General features: G+C 35.0%; 15 protein-coding genes and 3 tRNA genes. 11 read left to right on the top strand and 7 right to left on the bottom strand.

The window, feature by feature from the left end:
* The 4 genes from AABL87_RS05050 to rbfA all read right to left on the bottom strand — a co-directional run bounded on the left by AABL87_RS05050 (position 1) and on the right by rbfA (position 6,311).
* The gene (locus tag AABL87_RS05050; protein WP_058699247.1) at positions 1-1,779 is read right to left on the bottom strand and encodes an HSP90 family protein; all 1,779 of its coding nucleotides are present in this window, start codon (positions 1,777-1,779) and stop codon (positions 1-3) included.
* Positions 1,779-4,304: an SEL1-like repeat protein gene (locus AABL87_RS05045; RefSeq protein WP_341277038.1), complete on the bottom strand. Its 2,526-nt coding sequence runs from the start codon at positions 4,302-4,304 to the stop codon at positions 1,779-1,781. Before AABL87_RS05045 ends, AABL87_RS05050 begins: the two co-directional genes overlap by 1 nt.
* A gap of 407 nt (positions 4,305-4,711) precedes the next feature.
* On the bottom strand, positions 4,712-5,917 hold the full coding sequence (locus AABL87_RS05040; protein ID WP_341277037.1) for an ABC transporter permease: 1,206 nt from the start codon (positions 5,915-5,917) through the stop codon (positions 4,712-4,714).
* Position 5,918: 1 nt separating this feature from the next.
* A complete protein-coding gene (rbfA, locus tag AABL87_RS05035) occupies positions 5,919-6,311 on the bottom strand; it encodes a 30S ribosome-binding factor RbfA (RefSeq protein ID WP_006257441.1) in 393 nt (130 codons plus the stop codon).
* A gap of 70 nt (positions 6,312-6,381) precedes the next feature.
* Between rbfA and mce the strand changes: the two genes are divergently transcribed.
* The 3 genes from mce to AABL87_RS05020 all read left to right on the top strand — a co-directional run bounded on the left by mce (position 6,382) and on the right by AABL87_RS05020 (position 7,026).
* Positions 6,382-6,783 (top strand): methylmalonyl-CoA epimerase, encoded by a 402-nt coding sequence (gene mce / locus AABL87_RS05030; RefSeq protein WP_006257444.1) that lies wholly within the window; start codon positions 6,382-6,384, stop codon positions 6,781-6,783.
* A 69-nt stretch (positions 6,784-6,852) separates the two neighbouring features.
* Positions 6,853-6,929: transfer RNA gene (locus AABL87_RS05025), tRNA-Ile, on the top strand.
* 23 nt (positions 6,930-6,952) lie between these two features.
* Positions 6,953-7,026 (top strand) — tRNA-Ile (locus tag AABL87_RS05020).
* A gap of 89 nt (positions 7,027-7,115) precedes the next feature.
* On the opposite strand, the gene AABL87_RS05015 is transcribed toward AABL87_RS05020, so the two are convergent.
* Both AABL87_RS05015 and AABL87_RS05010 read right to left on the bottom strand, forming a co-directional pair.
* Positions 7,116-8,666 carry a WG repeat-containing protein gene (locus AABL87_RS05015; RefSeq protein WP_006257456.1) on the bottom strand — a complete coding sequence of 517 codons (1,551 nt, stop codon included), beginning with the start codon at positions 8,664-8,666 and terminating at the stop codon, positions 7,116-7,118.
* A gap of 412 nt (positions 8,667-9,078) precedes the next feature.
* Positions 9,079-9,669, bottom strand: coding sequence for a cytochrome b/b6 domain-containing protein (locus AABL87_RS05010; protein WP_006257457.1), 591 nt, complete (start codon positions 9,667-9,669; stop codon positions 9,079-9,081).
* Positions 9,670-9,998: 329 nt separating this feature from the next.
* On the opposite strand from AABL87_RS05010, the gene AABL87_RS05005 reads away from it, so the two are divergent.
* The 3 genes from AABL87_RS05005 (at position 9,999) to AABL87_RS04995 (ending at position 11,361) form a co-directional block, all read left to right on the top strand.
* Positions 9,999-10,727, top strand: coding sequence for a hypothetical protein (locus tag AABL87_RS05005; RefSeq protein ID WP_006257458.1), 729 nt, complete (start codon positions 9,999-10,001; stop codon positions 10,725-10,727).
* Positions 10,728-10,864: 137 nt separating this feature from the next.
* Positions 10,865-11,239, top strand: a complete 375-nt coding sequence (locus tag AABL87_RS05000; RefSeq protein WP_006257459.1) for a DUF983 domain-containing protein — start codon at positions 10,865-10,867, stop codon at positions 11,237-11,239.
* Positions 11,240-11,290: 51 nt separating this feature from the next.
* Positions 11,291-11,361 (top strand) — tRNA-Trp (locus AABL87_RS04995).
* A gap of 66 nt (positions 11,362-11,427) precedes the next feature.
* On the opposite strand, the gene AABL87_RS04990 is transcribed toward AABL87_RS04995, so the two are convergent.
* Positions 11,428-12,303 (bottom strand): AraC family transcriptional regulator, encoded by an 876-nt coding sequence (locus AABL87_RS04990; RefSeq protein WP_341277036.1) that lies wholly within the window; start codon positions 12,301-12,303, stop codon positions 11,428-11,430.
* A gap of 246 nt (positions 12,304-12,549) precedes the next feature.
* On the opposite strand from AABL87_RS04990, the gene AABL87_RS04985 reads away from it, so the two are divergent.
* From AABL87_RS04985 to AABL87_RS04965, 5 genes are all read left to right on the top strand, one after another.
* On the top strand, positions 12,550-12,843 hold the full coding sequence (locus tag AABL87_RS04985) for a hypothetical protein (RefSeq protein ID WP_006257461.1): 294 nt from the start codon (positions 12,550-12,552) through the stop codon (positions 12,841-12,843).
* Positions 12,844-12,850: 7 nt separating this feature from the next.
* Positions 12,851-13,234, top strand: coding sequence for a hypothetical protein (locus tag AABL87_RS04980; protein WP_006257462.1), 384 nt, complete (start codon positions 12,851-12,853; stop codon positions 13,232-13,234).
* Between the two features lie 3 nt (positions 13,235-13,237).
* A complete protein-coding gene (locus AABL87_RS04975) occupies positions 13,238-14,386 on the top strand; it encodes a glutathionylspermidine synthase family protein (RefSeq protein ID WP_341277035.1) in 1,149 nt (382 codons plus the stop codon).
* Positions 14,387-14,468: 82 nt separating this feature from the next.
* Positions 14,469-15,041: a pentapeptide repeat-containing protein gene (locus AABL87_RS04970; protein WP_006262737.1), complete on the top strand. Its 573-nt coding sequence runs from the start codon at positions 14,469-14,471 to the stop codon at positions 15,039-15,041.
* A 68-nt stretch (positions 15,042-15,109) separates the two neighbouring features.
* The gene (locus tag AABL87_RS04965) at positions 15,110-17,440 is read left to right on the top strand and encodes a hypothetical protein (protein WP_341277034.1); all 2,331 of its coding nucleotides are present in this window, start codon (positions 15,110-15,112) and stop codon (positions 17,438-17,440) included.
* Positions 17,441-17,460 lie beyond the last annotated feature (20 nt).

The following is a 17,460-nucleotide window of genomic DNA, read 5'->3' as shown; positions in this document are numbered from 1 at the left end:
TTAAAATTTAGGTAAGAAATTAGACATTCCTAAGATCATAAACTGATATAGAGCATCGTTGAAGGTATCCATTTCTCTTTTATTAATAGTATACCCTCCTAGCATAAGAGCCTGTACATAAAGCACATTAATTAAAGCTTCAAACAACTCATCATCATCGATAAGCATTACTTTCTCTACTAACTCACTCTGTTGATTAAAACACAGTGTCGGCATTACTTCCTCTTTCTTTTTAAAATGCTGTAACGTACTTGCAAAAGGATTAGACGTCTGAGACAGACTCTGAATGTTTTTAGAAGTCAGAGCATCCTCATTAGCGATATATATTGCTGTCGTATCTTTTGGTTCAAATCTCTTCACCTCTGCTCTACAGAAATGTCTCTTTAATATCTTATTCGCTTTATCTATAAAGTTCTCTATACGTTGACTATCTTCTATTGCATCTTCGAATTCTTCTAGAATATCATTAGGTGCGATACGTTCTAACTTTAACTCTGCATGAGAGCGTTTAAGCTTTTCTATTAGATCCGTTTCATAGCTATACGCTGCATTAATCACTAACTTATTCTGAGAACCTGCTATACGACGTATTTGTCTATAATCATCTAGAGAAGGTGTATAGTATATATTCTTATAAGTCTCTTTAATCTCTCCGAAAGCCATCATTCCCTGATTTGTCTCAAAAGGAAGGTAATCTTCGAACATAGTCATAATCTCGTTATCAGATGCCGCCAATGCCTTAATAAACATATGGTGAATACTAATAATCTTCTCTAGAATCTCAGGATTAGTAATAGAAAGAGTCTTTAAGTAATCTTTAAAACACTCACTTAACTCCTTTTTAGACTCTTGTAAGACCGCATTATTCATTAATGACTCTCTAGAAGCTGTAGGTTGTAACGCATTCGAATTAAAAATACAACGCACAAAAGAAGTCCACTCAGGCAACAGATTAGTAGCCTGGTCACATAGATACATCTTTTTCAGAAATATTTTATGTTCTTTAGTAGCTGTAGTATTCACCTTATTCGGGATAATATAAGCTACTCCTTGTATCTCACCTGCTTCAGAATATAGTCTAAACACGTCTAAAAACTTCGTTTTAAACACTTCCTTACCATACTCTAATAACTGTTCTTTTGAACTTTCATTATCTAACCAAACAGGATTACCATCTAAGCATTGTTCTACTTCTCCTTTTTCGATTAGGTTCACTTCTATAGGCAATGCGCTACCATAAAACAGCACATTCTGTTTCACCTCATCACGCTTAAACAGACTACGCCAAGCTTTCTTTGCATCTAAGATTACCTTAGTACCCACTTCATCTAATAGAGGGATCATTTCTACTTCATACGTACCGTCAGCTCTACCTGTCCATCTTACAGACTCGTCTTTATATAGCGAACGCGATTCTACGACAATAGCTTCACTCACTACTAAACATGATAACAACCCAATACCGAACTTACCAATTAAGTCTTTATCAGCTAGTTCTCCACGTTTAGAGCTTTGCCCGATAACAGATAAGAACTGATGCACATCATCTTGTGTAAGCCCTACTCCATTATCCTGAAAGATTAAACGATCTCCTTCAAAGGTGATATTGATCTTTCCCTTAAAGCTTTCATCGATGCCTTTTCGGACTGTCACCGCATCCATACCATTCTGTAGAAGTTCTCTGACGAATACTGTTGGAGAGCTATATATATGCTCTGACAACAGTTCTATCATTCCCTTCATATTCACTTGAAACTGAAATTGTTTCTGATTTTCCATTATCTTCTTCTTTTACGAGGACCTCCTACTATCTTCTGTGCATCTTCATTGCCATTCTCTGCAGCCTGTTGATACCATTCCATAGCAGAGTCATCACTCTGAGGAACACCCTCTCCTTTTAAATAACAGTTAGCTAACTCGTACTGTGCCATATCAAAACCTGCTTCAGCAGCCTGAATCAAATAACTCACACCATATTCAGGGTCTTTCTCTGCACCATCCCCTTTCACTAACATTACCCCTACATAACTAGCAGCATCCATATTACCTCTATCAGCTACTTGCTTTAAATAATGGAATGCTTCGACTAGATCTCTCTCAGTTCCATTACCATAGAAGTAACATAATCCCAGACGGAATATAGCAGAATCATACTGTCTATCAGCAGCCAATTTATAATAGTGGAATGCCTTAACCTCATCTACCTCTACTCCTAATCCGAATTGGTAACAAATACCAAGTCCTTCAGAGATATAGTTTCTCTCTTCTGCTGCGATATAGTATTCAAAGGCTTTGTCATACTCCTTCTCTTCACCATACCCATATAGATAATAATCCCCTAATGACAACATCCCTAGAGGAGAACCACTCTCTACTGATTTCTCAAACCATTCTTTACCTAGTTCTACATTTGTTTCTGCTAGATATCCATAAGAGTAATAAACTCCTACTTTATACTGTGCATAGTTAAATCCTGCCTCTGCACCAACTATCATATATTCAAAAGCCTTTTCATAATCAGGCTCTCCACCGTTAATACCTTCTTCATAGAACAGAGCGATATCAACATTAGCGTCTACAAAACCTAACTCTAGTGCTTTAGAAAATAACTCAAATGATTTCTCTTGGTTCTCTTCACCTCCTGTACCATATCTATAACAGCGAGCTAAGTGATACACACCCTCAGCCATATCTTGTTCTGCAGCTAACTCAAAGTGAGCTCTTGCTTTAGCATAATCAGGTTCTCCTACACTACCTTCTTCATAGATAAACCCAAGACGAATAGCCGCATAAGTATACCCTTCATTCAGCGCATCTTCATATAAGCGAGCTGCCTCAGCTACATCCTGCTCTATACCTTCTCCTCGCTCTAATAGCATTGCTAGTTCTACCTTACAGTAATTAGAATTAAAGTATTCTATCCCTCTTTGGTAGTAGCTAACTGCTTTCTCTAGATTAGGTTCTCCAGCATACCCAAAACGGTGATAACGACCCGCTAATTCTAATCCTGATAAGTTATTTCGCTCAGCTGCTAACTCGAATAGATATAATGCCTTTTCATAATCTGCCTCTTCTTCAAAATCAGCATTCTGATACGCTAGTCCTAATCGATAAGGAGCATAATCATTACCTGCAGCCATAGCTTGCTCTAACATTGCTTTTCCTCCTTCTACATCGCGCTCTACCTCTTCGAAGTCTAATAAAACAAAACCTTTTTCAGACATTGCTCTATCGTATTTATACTCAACTCCTCTATCTAAGAACTCCATCCCTTTAGCGATATCTTTAAACTCTTCATTGTACAAGTAGATAATAGCTAGCTCTAGTGTAGCCTCACTAGAATAGTAAGCAATAGATTTCTTGAACATTTCAATACCCGCTTCTTGCTTAGCTTCTAGTCCTTCTGTTCTAGGGTAGAAGTAAGAGTATCCTAGTACATATCCTGCATGTGTGATACCATAGTCATAAGCATCTGCTAGTAACTCTCTACCTTGCTCTTCTGTATACCCTAATTCTTCAAAACGACCATTACAAGCCATCATTCCTAATAAATATTTACAGTAAGCACTATTGTTTGCAATACCATCTTTTAAAGCAGCTTCAGCACTAACGTTATCATCTTCTCTTAGATAGTAATCAGCTAAGATATAAAGCCCTCTTTTCTTCACATTGATTAGTTCAGAGAACTTCTCTACCACAGCTTTACCTTCTTCTCCTGAAGTACATCCTCTAAACTCAATGTTTAACAAAAACAGATTAGCGATATTTGCTCTCTCTCCATCTACAGCAGTTTTTAGAATTGTTACTGCTCCCTCTTCATCTTTCTCATACCCTTGTGTACCATAATACATAGCATATCCTACATAACATTTACACAAGTCATCTCCTAATTCCACACCTTTCTTTAGATAGCCTACAGCTCTTTCTTCATCTCTAAATCCATATCTAGAGTTAATGAATAATTCATATTGATACGCATAAGCATGTTTATATCCTCTATCTATAAATATGTCATTCAATGCCTTCACATCTGTAAACCAGTCTGCATAATCCTCATCACTAAGACTCATACTACTATGAAGACAGTTAGAGTCCTCATTCAGCTGATCATACAGCTTCTCCAGCACCTCATTATTCTTACCTATTTGTTCAGCCAGCATACAGATCGCATGCGCTTTATACCACTCATGTGGATTGCTGTAATCATTCTTATTTAAAAACTCTTCAGCATGTGCTGTAATAGACACACTGTCATTTGCAAATTCTCTAACGTAATTTAAATATTCCATAGTAAACTGTTTCATAACTACCTTGTAAACAAGCTGATTTTTTTAGTTCTTTTTCATTTTATAGCAAATGTAGGAAAATGGCAATTAATACATGAAATAGTAAATTCCTAAATCACACACATACCACCCTCAAACAGTTAATTAAAATACTACCAATATTTCAAAAAAACATGCTTTTTACTTAAAAATAACAGAAAAAAAAGAAAAAAAGGCTCTTTTAGAAAAACACTCACAAATAGTAGAAGAAGTTAGTTATAAAGTACACATACTGTAATTTAAAAACATCTTACACCCACCCTATCAAAACATTAGCACCGTAATTAAGTCAATAAATAAGTAAAAAAATCAAATAAAGAATAGGCAAAAACCGTTCGACTAACTTTCGAACTAACAATTTCCTTCTAAAGAGGAAGGCAAATAAATTATAATTTTAAATAACTATTATTAACTCTTGACGAAGAAACAAGAGAGGCTAACAAACCTAGCACAATAATAGATACTAGTACAACGAAGATATTTACCCAGTTAAAAGCAACTGGATAAGCAAGTCCTTCTCGGATAGAAATAAACCCAAAAGCAACTTGTAACGAAACAACAATACCACCTAACACCAATCCTATCACACTCCCTAACACACAGATAATTAATCCTTGGAACAAAAATATCTTGCGCAGGTCACTCACAGGTACACCTATTTGGTTCAGCGTTTTAATATTAGGCTGTTTTTCAAGAATGATCATAATCATAGACCCTACTAATGTAAACAGAGCCATAATCACCACCAATACGAATATCAGATAAACAACTAGATTCTCCATATTCAACATACGGTACAATCCATCGTTTAGCTGTGTTTTATTTTTTACGATATACTCTTCACCGAGTACCTCCTTAATCTTCTGAATAGCTTTACCTTCAGATACTCCTTCAGCAATAGCCAGCTCTAGATTAGTCACCTCAGTAGTAGGTATATTCAGTAGTGCACGTGCATTATCTATATCGACGAACACATACTTATTATCTAGATCATCATTACCTAGTACATATACTCCTGTAGGATTTAAATGTCTTTTAATAAAAGCATCCTCAGGATTTTCGATAGTTCCTTTACCAGGTTTTAACGCCAATGCTTCAAAGGCATTCTCTGTATCGAACAGTCCCATAGATAATAAGTGGGACATACCCACTCCCACTACTGCATCATCCGTATCAGGTTTTAGCCAACTACCATACTCTACCTTTTCGTCAAAGTCCGTCACATTAACGAAGTCTGAGTCAATCCCTTTAATCATAGAGACTGCCTGCTTATCCTTAAACGAAAACAACAAGCGATCCTCTACTACCTTAGCTACACCCTTAAAATAACCTGACTCTTCTAAATCCAGAATCTGTCTGTCTTCGACTACAAAGCTTTTACCCTTTGGGGTAAAAACTTTTAAATCTGGATCTAAATCATCAACGAAAGAAAGACTATACGCTTTTAACCCACTGAATACCGATAACACGATAAACATAGCCATAGCACTCACCACAATACCTACAGAAGATATTGTCGTAATAACATTAATTGCCTTGCTCTTACTTTTACTAAAGGCATAACGTTTGGCTATGTATAGGGAAAACTTCAATCTATTTTTTCTTTCTCTTTTCTAATAAGTCAGGATTAGCGATAGGGTTTTCATCACCCGTAAGCGCTTTGTCGATTTGATCGATATACTCTAAGCTATCATCCACATAAAACAGTAAGTCTGGCACCTTTCTCATTTGGTGTTTTACTCGCTGTGCTAATTCGTGTTTAATTAATGGAGCATTAGATTTTATCCCTTTTAGTAGCTCTTCACCTTTATCGATAGGGAAGATACTTAAGTACACTCTCGCTACTGATAAATCACTTGTTATATTCACTTTAGAAACCGAAATAACTAAGTTAGTTATCCCGTTCTTACGCACCTCACCTTGCAAGATATCCACGATATCTTTTTGCAATAAGGCTCCCATCTTCTTTTGTCTATTAGTTTCCATGATGCAAAAATACAATTTTTTGAATAGCAAACTTTTTTATCTTTGTTTATATAACCCAAAACACTAAGAAATGCGAAAAATAGAACACATCGGAATAGCTGTAAAAGACTTAGAAGCGTCTAATGCCTTATTCGAAAAACTATTCGGTGCTCCAGCTTATAAAGAAGAAGCTGTAGAAAGCGAAGGAGTAAAAACTTCTTTCTTTATGAATGGCCCTAATAAGATAGAGCTATTAGAAGCAACTAACCCTGATAGCCCTATCGCCAAATTCTTAGAAAAAAAAGGAGAAGGCATCCATCATATCGCTTTTGATGTCGAAGATATAGAAGCAGAGATGAAAAGATTAGCAGCAGAAGGATTCACATTATTAAACGAAATTCCTAAAAAAGGAGCTGATAATAAATTAGTTGCCTTTTTACACCCAAAAACAACCAATGGGGTGCTTATAGAATTATGTCAAGAAATTAAATAATTTCTTTTAAAACTCTTGCATGAACCAATAAAAAACCATAATATTGCACCCGTTAAACACGTTTTAACTGGTCCTATAACTCAGCTGGTTAGAGTAGCTGACTCATAATCAGCAAGTCCCTGGTTCGAGCCCAGGTGGGACCACCACGAAATTTTACGGTCAAAAGACCGGTCCTATAACTCAGTTGGTTAGAGTAACTGACTCATAATCAGTAAGTCCCTGGTTCGAGCCCAGGTGGGACCACAAAAAAAAGCATCTATTTTTCAATAGATGCTTTTTTTATACCTTACTTTTTACTAAACTACACAAAATAGCAGTTAGATGTCAATACTCTAATAATCTCGTGTATTTTCTCCTTCGTACCTTTCTTCTTTATCTACAAGCTCACCCTTCCCATTGTAGTACGATTTGATGCTATACATATTATTCAGCGTACGCGGATAGTACTTATCTCCATTGCTCTCTTGCCTAGTAACAGTTTCTGAAGTATAAAATAACTTTCTATCTGTGTCAACCCCATAAAAAAAAGTTCGCTTATCTTTATTGAAAACAATTGTATTTACACAGTCAACATAAATAGAAACATATTGGGACTGACCTTCTCTGCGAATTGTCTCATATAGTACTTCATCTGTATCGGGATCAAGGACAAACTTGGTAGCAGTCCCTTGAATCATCATCAAACACTCATTGTGCTCATCAAAAAGAAAATTTAGCTTCCTATTAGAGGGATCTATAAAGGTATAACGATACTCTTTTTTGTCTTTAGTATTAAAGTAATCCACATTTTCCAATTGATGGTTCGGCAATATTTTATCAGCTTGAGAAAAAATAAATTTTTCTTTGTTGAGATCATAAAACATCAAAGCTTTATTTTCATTGTAAATTCCGTAGATAAAACCTTTTTCTATATTCGAATAAGTTACTTTTACAGCCCCTCCTGGTTCAAATAAATACGCTCCTTTATAAATATAATTGAGATACTCACTCGTCGCACCTTTCTCATCTGTGATATATTCTGAAGTTTCATATATCAGATTTCCATTAAATGTTTGAATCGTTTTAAACCTATTTACTTTATAAGATTCATCAATCTCTACTTCTGTCAATCGATCCAAATTTGCCAAATAATTGTATTTATCTTTACGCAATTCGATTAAATTATACTCTGAACTATAAAGCCCAATAGACTTATATTCAAAAGGGATCACTGTTTCTTTGCTATTGATATCGAATAATCCTTTTTGTTGTCCATCACGAGAAGCTACAAGACACTTCATATCTTTGATAGGATACATTTTACTTGATAAACTCGCAAACTCCTCCCCGAGAACATTCTTTCCTGTTAAATCAGATAAAAAACTTTTCTTGTCTTTACTAACAAATAGCAAATCTTTGTAAAAAGGATACAGTTCATCATATACTGGTTTTAATAAAACTGTTAAATTAAGGTCGATCAACCCCAATTTCGTATTAGATTCATTAGCAAAGATCAAATAATTTTTCTCTTGAATTTTTGTAAAATAATCTACCGGATAGGGAAACTGTTTAATTTCTTTAGTTTTAAAATTGTAGTAATTTAAAACATTTAATTTTTTACTGGTTCCACACAAATAACCAGGAACTCTTGGCCCCGTTAAATACAATAACGTCTGATTATCTGGATTATAATTGAACCCTTCAATTGTCTTTCTATCGCCTTCCAAAACAATCTTACCTTCTTCATTAAGAATTTTAAATCCGTGATCATCCCCTTTAGATATAACGAGATAGCTATTTTCAACAACCACAACTTCGTACTTTTTCTTGTACTTGTTCAAAAATTTTTGTGCATGTGTTAGAGTGCTAAACAGCATTACAAAAGCGATAAGTATATTTTTCATTTTTTAACAAAAATAACAATTAAATATTTAAAAAATAAAACAATACAGTTTTTATACATAAATCAATGTACTCTGCTAAGAAATACATTATTTACTATTTTACCATTTATAATAGCTACATCTCCTTACACAAATGCCCTCATTTGACTATAAAAGCTCTATTTGATTTTTATGACAACTACATTTATTCGACATCCCTTATCTACACTAGAAAACTTTTTTCTTATTTAAGTTTTGTTCGGGAATGGTTCGGGTCATGTTCGGTAATCCTTCGGTAAAAGGGGTGTTTTTCCGAACAAAATCAAAACAAACCAATGATTTAGAATTATAAAAAAAGCATCTGTATGACTACAGATGCTTTTCAACAAAACACATTTACACTAACCTAATATATCATTAGACGGCTCTATAGTTATAGGTCATACTTACTCTTCCCATTGATCATGCGAGAGACTATCCCATTATCTGAACTCAGCTCAGCGAATAGTACTCCGATAAAATGGATAACTAAATATGTCACGAAGTAATATATAGAGCCAAAATGAATACTCTTTATTTCATTATTATAAGCTGTCTCGATATCTAATGCTAAGACGACTCCAGATACTATAGAGATAACCACACAGACATAAAACACTAAGTATATAACTGCTCTAATACGTGTATTAAGTATAATTCCTCTCTTAAACGGATTTAAAAACGGTACTCTACCCATCATCCCTAGTATGATTCTCACGAATACTAATCCCATCAAGGTATAACCCAAGTAGACATGCCACTCCCACATAAGAGCACGTAACCGCTTAGCGAGTACGATGGCTTTCTCTTTAGTCATATTAACCTCCTGAGAAGTACAATATTCCATAATGATTTCACTCATGCCTTCTTTATTCAGCCAGGTATAACGCAGCAGTATAGTGATAAGCATACCTAGCATCACGAATGCTATACTCCAGTGCAAAACCCGAAATGCCAAGCTATAGCACTCACCTCTCATTCTCATTTTAATACTTTTAATAAAATTAAATTACCAAATATGTTAATTTAAAATAATTACAATAATCAAATATAAAAATAACAATCAATAACTTCTAAACAAAAGTGAACATAATTTAAAAAAAGTAAAAAAAATGGCTTTTTATACAATATCAAATGATACCATCCGTTATATATCTAGCTAATAAAATGCAGAAAAAATGGATTAACTCTATTATGTCTATTTTTTAAAGTATGTTTGTTAGTCTGCAATATTTTTTTGAAATAAAATATTAATATTTATCTTAAATTTGCAGAGTGAAAAACAAATTGTTATTGAATCAAAAATAAATTGGAATGAAAAAGATATTACTCTTGTTTGTAATACTAATGTCAATTAGTACTTCTTATGGTCAACGAAAATCTAAAAAACAGGAAGAACCTGTGAAGAAGATTGAGTACCTAGACATTGTTCAAATTCTATCAAATAAAGATGAGCTTAAATTAACTCAAAAACAGGTAGGAGCCTTGACAATCAAAAATGAATACATTAAGCGTGACTTACAGAATCTGAATTCTAAAACAAAGATGCAGGAGGTAGAAAAGAACATGCACCAACGTCAATTATTCGCTGGTTATGACAACTTCGTAAATAGAACACTGAATGAAGACCAATTAGAAAGTTGGAATGTAATTAAAAAAGAAATAGCTGCTAGTGAAGAAGAGAGCACTGATCTAAAAACGGAGATGGCTGCACTAGACTCAGCTTATAAAGCAGAACTAAAAGAAGTATACAGAAAGTACAGCAAAGATCGTAAACTGTACTACGCGAGTAGAAATGTAGTGAGAAAACAATACGATGCAGATAAACTTCGTATCTACAAAAAATACAACCAAGCTGTAGAAGAAGAAGGTGAAGAGGGAGATAAAGTATTAACATTAGAAGAAATCGCGAACTTATATAAAGAATACGACGATTACTACAATGAACCGACACAAGCGAATCCATTAGAATACTTAGATGTAAAAGAAGAATATTCTAATGAGACAGAAGAAATAACATCAGAAGAAGAAGGAGAGTATTAATCTCCTTCTTTTTTTTTGTATTATTTAAATACATTAAGGTACTTTAACAGCCATAATGTCCGAATACTACCAAAATACAAGTATATTAAGCGCAAAGCTTTCAGTTTTTTTAAGTTACTTTGCATAAAAAATAAATTATGTCTTATATCAGCAAAGTTATTAGTGGAAAATGCCCTAACTGTGGTAAAGAGCACATATTCCATGACAAAGGAAATCCGATTACATTTAAGATGCCGAAAATGACGAAAGAGTGTGGATCTTGTGGATATAACTTCCATAGAGAAACAGGATTTTATTTTGGGGCTATGTATATGAGTTATGCACTTACAGTTGCTGAAATGGTAACGGTGATGGTGCTTCGTCTTATCATCAATCACTTATTTGATTTGAATATCACGATGTTACACGCCTTTATTGCAATTGTCTTTGTAATCTTTATTCTGTGGACATTTAACTATCGCTTATCTCGAATCATGTGGTTAAATTTATTTTATAAAAAAGATGAGCAATAGTCTAGGTTTATTAAAATAAAAGTTATTATATTTGCGCCACCTAACAGAGAAACGGGTGTAGTTCAAGGGTAGAATAGCGGTCTCCAAAACCGTTGATGGGGGTTCGAATCCCTCCACCCGTGCAGCGTAAAAAAAGCTCCTTAATATTTACATTAAGGAGCTTTTTATTTTTATATCATTCTCTTATTTTACACATACTTTTTAAGGAACTCTTTCGGAGAGATACCAGTTCTCTTTTTAAACACCTTAGAGAAGTAAGAATAATCATCGTATCCTAGCATCATAGCGATCTCACTAAAGCTTTTGCCTGTATAGATAAGCATACGCTTAGCCTCTAAGACGATTCTGTCTATAATGATATCAGTAGTAGTCTTGTCTAATAACGTCTTGCACACGCGATTTAAATGCTTTTGTGTCATATTCATCCATTCTGCATACACTGCAGCCGACTTCTCCGTGCGAAAGTTCTTTTCTAATAGGTTCTCGAAGTGATGTAGATGTTGATTATACTGCAAGTTTGGTACAGCACTAAAGGAGTTCCCTTCTAGTAGCTGTCTATTACACTCTATATAGAAGAGTGAAGCTAGATTCACGAGAGAGAAGTTCTTCTTCCAGTTGGGCTGGCTTACCTCATCTGTCATTCTCTTCATTAGATTCTCCACTAATACGCTACTCTCTTCATGTAGTAGAAAACCGTTCGGGTAATACGCTGATCTAAATACAGGATACTCGCGTATCGTCTCTCGGACAAAGAATAAATCAAAATACTCTTGAGTGTGAAAAAAGATATAACCATCTATATCCTCTGATAAGATCCAACTATGCGTCTGCCCAGGTGCTAGCATGAATACCATACCAGGCTGTATCTCATAGCTCTGAAAGTCTATCTCGTGGTTACCACTCCCCTTGGTAAAAATCATACAAACATAGAAATCATGTCGATGTGGTTTTTCCACATGATCGTGATTTGTGATAAGGTGTTGTGGTATCGTATTGGCATAAAAATCAGCTCCTTTAACCTCCTCAGTCAAATCTCGCATTTGTAAAATAGTAATATCTTTCATCAATCTAATATATGGTCAAACAAAAATAGTATTTTTAGTTTATACTAAATAATTCTTATGCTAATGGCTTATGTCCTAGCTACTGTTCTACACTATCTATTTAAAAGACAAATAGTCTCTATAATACGCTAGTACACACTTGATCAAGAACTAAGCGTGAATATTATCCAAAAAGTCTACTGTACAACAAACAAAGTTTTGAGTAAACTTTACTATCTTTAGCACTCGTTAAAATAAATAATTGTTATGAAATATATTCTACCTATTCTTATGGTATTAGGGCTAGCCTCATGTGGAGGTGGTGAAACTAAAAAAACAGATCTTGAGACTATCGATAAACAATCTGCAAGAGAAGTAACAATCAAGTCTGTAGTAGCAGGAGATAGTATCCTACATATCACAAGTCAAAAAATATGGGCGAATGGTCAACTAGTAACACAAAAAACGGACACGATCAAAACAGCAAAAGAAGTAAGCGCATGGGGAGATACTAAGCCTACTTCTCTAGTAAAAGTGCCGATTTATGTAACTGTCGAATAATAATATCATGAATAGAAAAAGTAGTAAAGCAGTGAGTCTAGTACTTATCACAGCAGCATTAGCTTCATGCTCTAAGACTCCTGATAAACAAGAAGAACAAGAACAAGCACAGAAGGTATATATGAGAGCAGATAGCTCTGCACCTTATACGGATGTGACTCAACAATATAACCAACAACGCCATCACAGTGGAGGTGGTATGGGAAGTGCGCTACTATGGTATATGGCCTTCAGACCACTAATGGGTGGAGGTATGGGATATGCTAGTAATGGACTCTCTCACCAAGCTAATGTAGGTACGAATACGTCTAAATCTAATGCTGTAAAGACACATAAGTCAGCTAGAGGAGGTTTTGGTAATACTTCTAAGTCATCTACTGTTAGTTCATAATCTATGAGAATAAAATACCTAACAGCTGATGCAAATTGGCAAAAGAGATTAGAAGACAACGGTTTTGGATTTCACACGGATGAGAATAATGTCCCTTACTGGATAGAACACTACTATTATAGTATAGAGCCAGCATTCGCTGACGAGATATACAATGCTACTACTGAGCTATGGCAGATGTGTCTAGAAGCAGTAGACCACGTGATCACACATAATCTATTTGATCAATTTCAGATTCCGATCCTCTTTCACGATCATATAAAGCAGTCATGGGAGAACGATGCTCCAAGTATCTATGGTCGTTTTGACTTTGTCTTCGATGAGAAAAAACAACAACTGAAAGTATTAGAGTTTAATGCAGATACTCCTACTTCTCTGTATGAAACAGGAGTGACACAGTGGCAATGGATGCAACATTACTTCGGTGAACGCAAAGACCAGTTTAACTCTGTACACGATCAATTAATCGCTTCATGGCGTGATCTAAAGCCTTATCTTAAAGGGGACACACTACACTTCAGTTGTATGCGTGAGACCTTAGAGGATCTAACGAATATAGAATACCTAAGAGACACTGCTATACAAGCTGGTATCAACACAAAGCTAATCTTCATAGATGATATCGGATGGAATGGGGTTAACTTTACAGACCTAGAAGAAGAGACGATAACTGATATATTTAAGCTATATCCGTGGGAATGGTTGGTATATGAGCCATTTGCGCTACATATACCGAATGACGAAGCACAAGCGAACTGGATAGAACCGTCATGGAAGATGATCTTATCTAATAAGGCTATCATGGCTGTACTGTGGAAGCTGTATCCTAACCATCCACTACTACTAGAGACCTACTTCGATACACCTAATGGGATGCGTGACTATGTAAAGAAACCTTTACTCTCAAGAGAAGGTGCTAATGTAACGCTATACCAGCATGGAGCTATCGTAGAAGCTACTCCTGGAGATTATGGAGAAGAAGGCTATATCTGTCAAGAGTTAGCTCACTTACACCAAGAGTCAACAGGATATTCTATTATCGGAAGCTGGATCATAGGTCAAGAATCATGTGGGATTACATTCCGAGAAAGTAATAATCGAATCACAACAAACAAAAGCAGATTTATACCTCATATCATAGAAGAACCATAAGGATAAATCTTTATAATATTATATCTTGCTACCGTATATGGATACGTTCTATATACGGTAGCTAACTTTTAACACCAGACAGATGACTCCTGAATTTATATACGACAAACAATACAGTAACACTGTATTTAACTATAACGATATCTCATTTAAAGAATTTGAGAATTGTAAGTTTGAAAACTGTGATCTGAGCGCTTGTTCATTCTTAGCTACTCTTTTTATAGACTGTGATTTTATCAACTGCAATTTTAAAGATGCAGAGGTGAACTATGTAGGACTGCGCAATGTCAACTTTACAGCTTGTAACTTTACGCGTGTAAACTTCGCCATGATAGACCAGACTATATTCGAATTTACCTTTACAGACTGCAATTTAGAATTAACTCAGTTCTATGGATTAAAGCTTAAAAAGCAACTGTTTTCTAACTGTAGTCTAATCAGTGCTGATTTCTCTGATACAGATCTGAGTATGGCACTATTTGACAACTGTAACTTACACCGTGCAGTATTTCACAAGGCCAATGCAGAGAAAGCGGACTTCTATACGAGTTATAACTATGATATAGACCCGCAGTTCACTAAGATTAAAAAAGCGATATTCTCTATGGATGGATTAGCTGGTTTACTAACAAAGCATCAATTAGTCTTAAAGTAATTCATAATAATTACAAAAACATAAAGATAAATTAGTACTTTTAAGTATTAATTTATATTTATTAAAAAATGAAATTATCAAAACGTGTCAAAATCCTTTTAATAGTTGGTGTCAGTCTACTAGGGCTATATCAGATAGGAAGGTATGCATTAAATCGTTTTATATATAAGCACTTACCAGAGATCATCGCAGAGAAGAATGATACTCCTTATGATCTAGCGTATGAGGACATCAGCTATTATCCTGCATTAAGAAGACTAACTGTCTCTGGAATCACAGTCACTCCTAAAGATACTACTACTCACCCTAGTCTTACTTATATCAGTGCAAGACTAGATAAAATAGTGATTCAAGGGGTAGCTATCAAAGAATTACTACAAAACAAGAATCTACGTGCAAACAAAATCAAACTAAGTCATCCTAGTATAGTGATGATTAAAGGAGATAGTGTCGTACAGAAGCAAGCTAAAATAAACGTAAAAAATGATATAGATATAGAATCTATTATCGTAGAGCATGCTTATGTCTTAATAAAAGACAGAAAGAGTAATACAAGACTAAATGAGGTCTATAACTTCAATGCAACGATCAGAGGAGTACATTTCGGTGAAGAAGTCGTAGAGAAGGCAATACCTTTTAGTTATGACTCTTATGTAATGACTACTGACTCTATCTATAGTAAGCTGAATGAGTGGCATAAGTTCACCATCGGTAAGATTATCATAGAACCAACAGCACTAGAGATGCACCAGCTATCTGTAAAGCCCTTCTCAGAAACTATCGAGTCAAAAGAATTAGCTAAGAACTTATTGTCTGTAGATATCCCACAGCTAAAGCTGACTGGGACAGACTGGGGGTATAAAAATGAGCAAGACTTCTACCTTGACATTGCTTCTATAAAGACAGACTCTACAGCGATCACCATCAAAAACAACAAACTCAAACAAGATATCAAAGTAGCAGAAAAACAACCTGCTAAAAAAACTAAAAAGCAGAAAAAGCAAGAGGTGGCAGTGGTATATGATACATTGCCTGCATTAGTCCCATTTGCTTTGAAGATAGGCGACATTAAGATTAACAAATTATCATTAGATGCATTAGACACTTGGAATACATCTAAGACTAATATAATCTTAACGGATATCAACAATAAGGTAGGAGAACAACTAAAAGTAGCTAAAATAGCGATAGACTCTCCTGTTATCACCTATACTCCTAATGATGTAAAGAGTAAACCTAAGACTACTGCTAAGTTATTGTCGGATTATATCACATTAGATTCATTAGTGCTGCGCAAGGCGGCTTTCCAAATACACGATAGAAAGACAAATAGCAACAGCTTAAAGGTGAATAATATCAATGCTGTGATAGCAGATATCCGTATTGATAAAAATACCGGTGGAAATAAGATTCCTTTTACTTATGGCAAGACTACGCTATCCTCTGGAGCGATTACATATGATACGAAGAAATATTATGATATAAGTGTAGACTCTCTATCTATCGACAATAAAGAGCTAAAACTGGCTAACTTCAATATGAAGCCAAAGTACTCTAGAAAGAAGACGGTAAGCATGTTTAGATATGCAGATGATATCTTCACACTACATGCCAAAGAGATAGCTCTAAAGAATTATAACTATGACTTCGATACCAAGGGAACTCTACTGTTTAAAACAGAACAGATCAACATCAATCAACTTGATGCAAATATCTTTAGAGATAAGGCTCCTACATTCAATATGAGTATCAAGCCCATGTTTAGTAAAAAGCTAAGAGATCTAAAATTCGGATTAAAAGTAAATAATGTTGCGATACGCAACTCTAAACTAGTCTATGAAGAGACTGACCCTAAAGCGGTAGCTCCAGGTAAGATTATGTTTCATAACTTCAATGCGACTATTAAGAATATATATAGTGGATATGGTGTAACTAAAGTACCTACTACTACGATAGCTGTCAATGCGAGGTTTATGAATGCAGCTCCACTGCGTGTGGACTGGTCTTTCAATGTACTTAACAGAAGAGATAACTTCAATATACAAGGTAAGATTACGAACTTCCCAGCTAATTCTATGCGCCCGTTCTTACAGCCGTATGTCAAGGCTAATACAGAAGGTAGTATCAGTCTAGTCACTTTTAACTTCACTGGTAATAATACTTCTGCGACAGGAACCTATGGTATGCAATATGAGGATCTAAAAGTAACTATCTATAAGAAAGATGGGCAGCAAAAGAAAAAGTTCTTATCTGCTGTGGGGAATATGTTTATCCGAAAGAACACTAAGGATGAAGTCAAGACAGTTAATATTAAAAAAGTAGATAGAGTCCAAGAGAAGTCTTTTTTCAATTATCTTTGGTTATGCATAATGCAAGGTTTAAAACAAACCGTCTTATAGTACAACACCACAAAACAAAA

Origin of the sequence: Myroides sp. C4067, assembly GCF_038039665.1 — a bacterium.
Taxonomy (GTDB): Bacteria; Bacteroidota; Bacteroidia; order Flavobacteriales; family Flavobacteriaceae; genus Flavobacterium; species Flavobacterium odoratimimum.
Note: the sequence above shows the minus strand (reverse complement) of the source record. Positions and strands in the feature narration are given on the sequence as shown.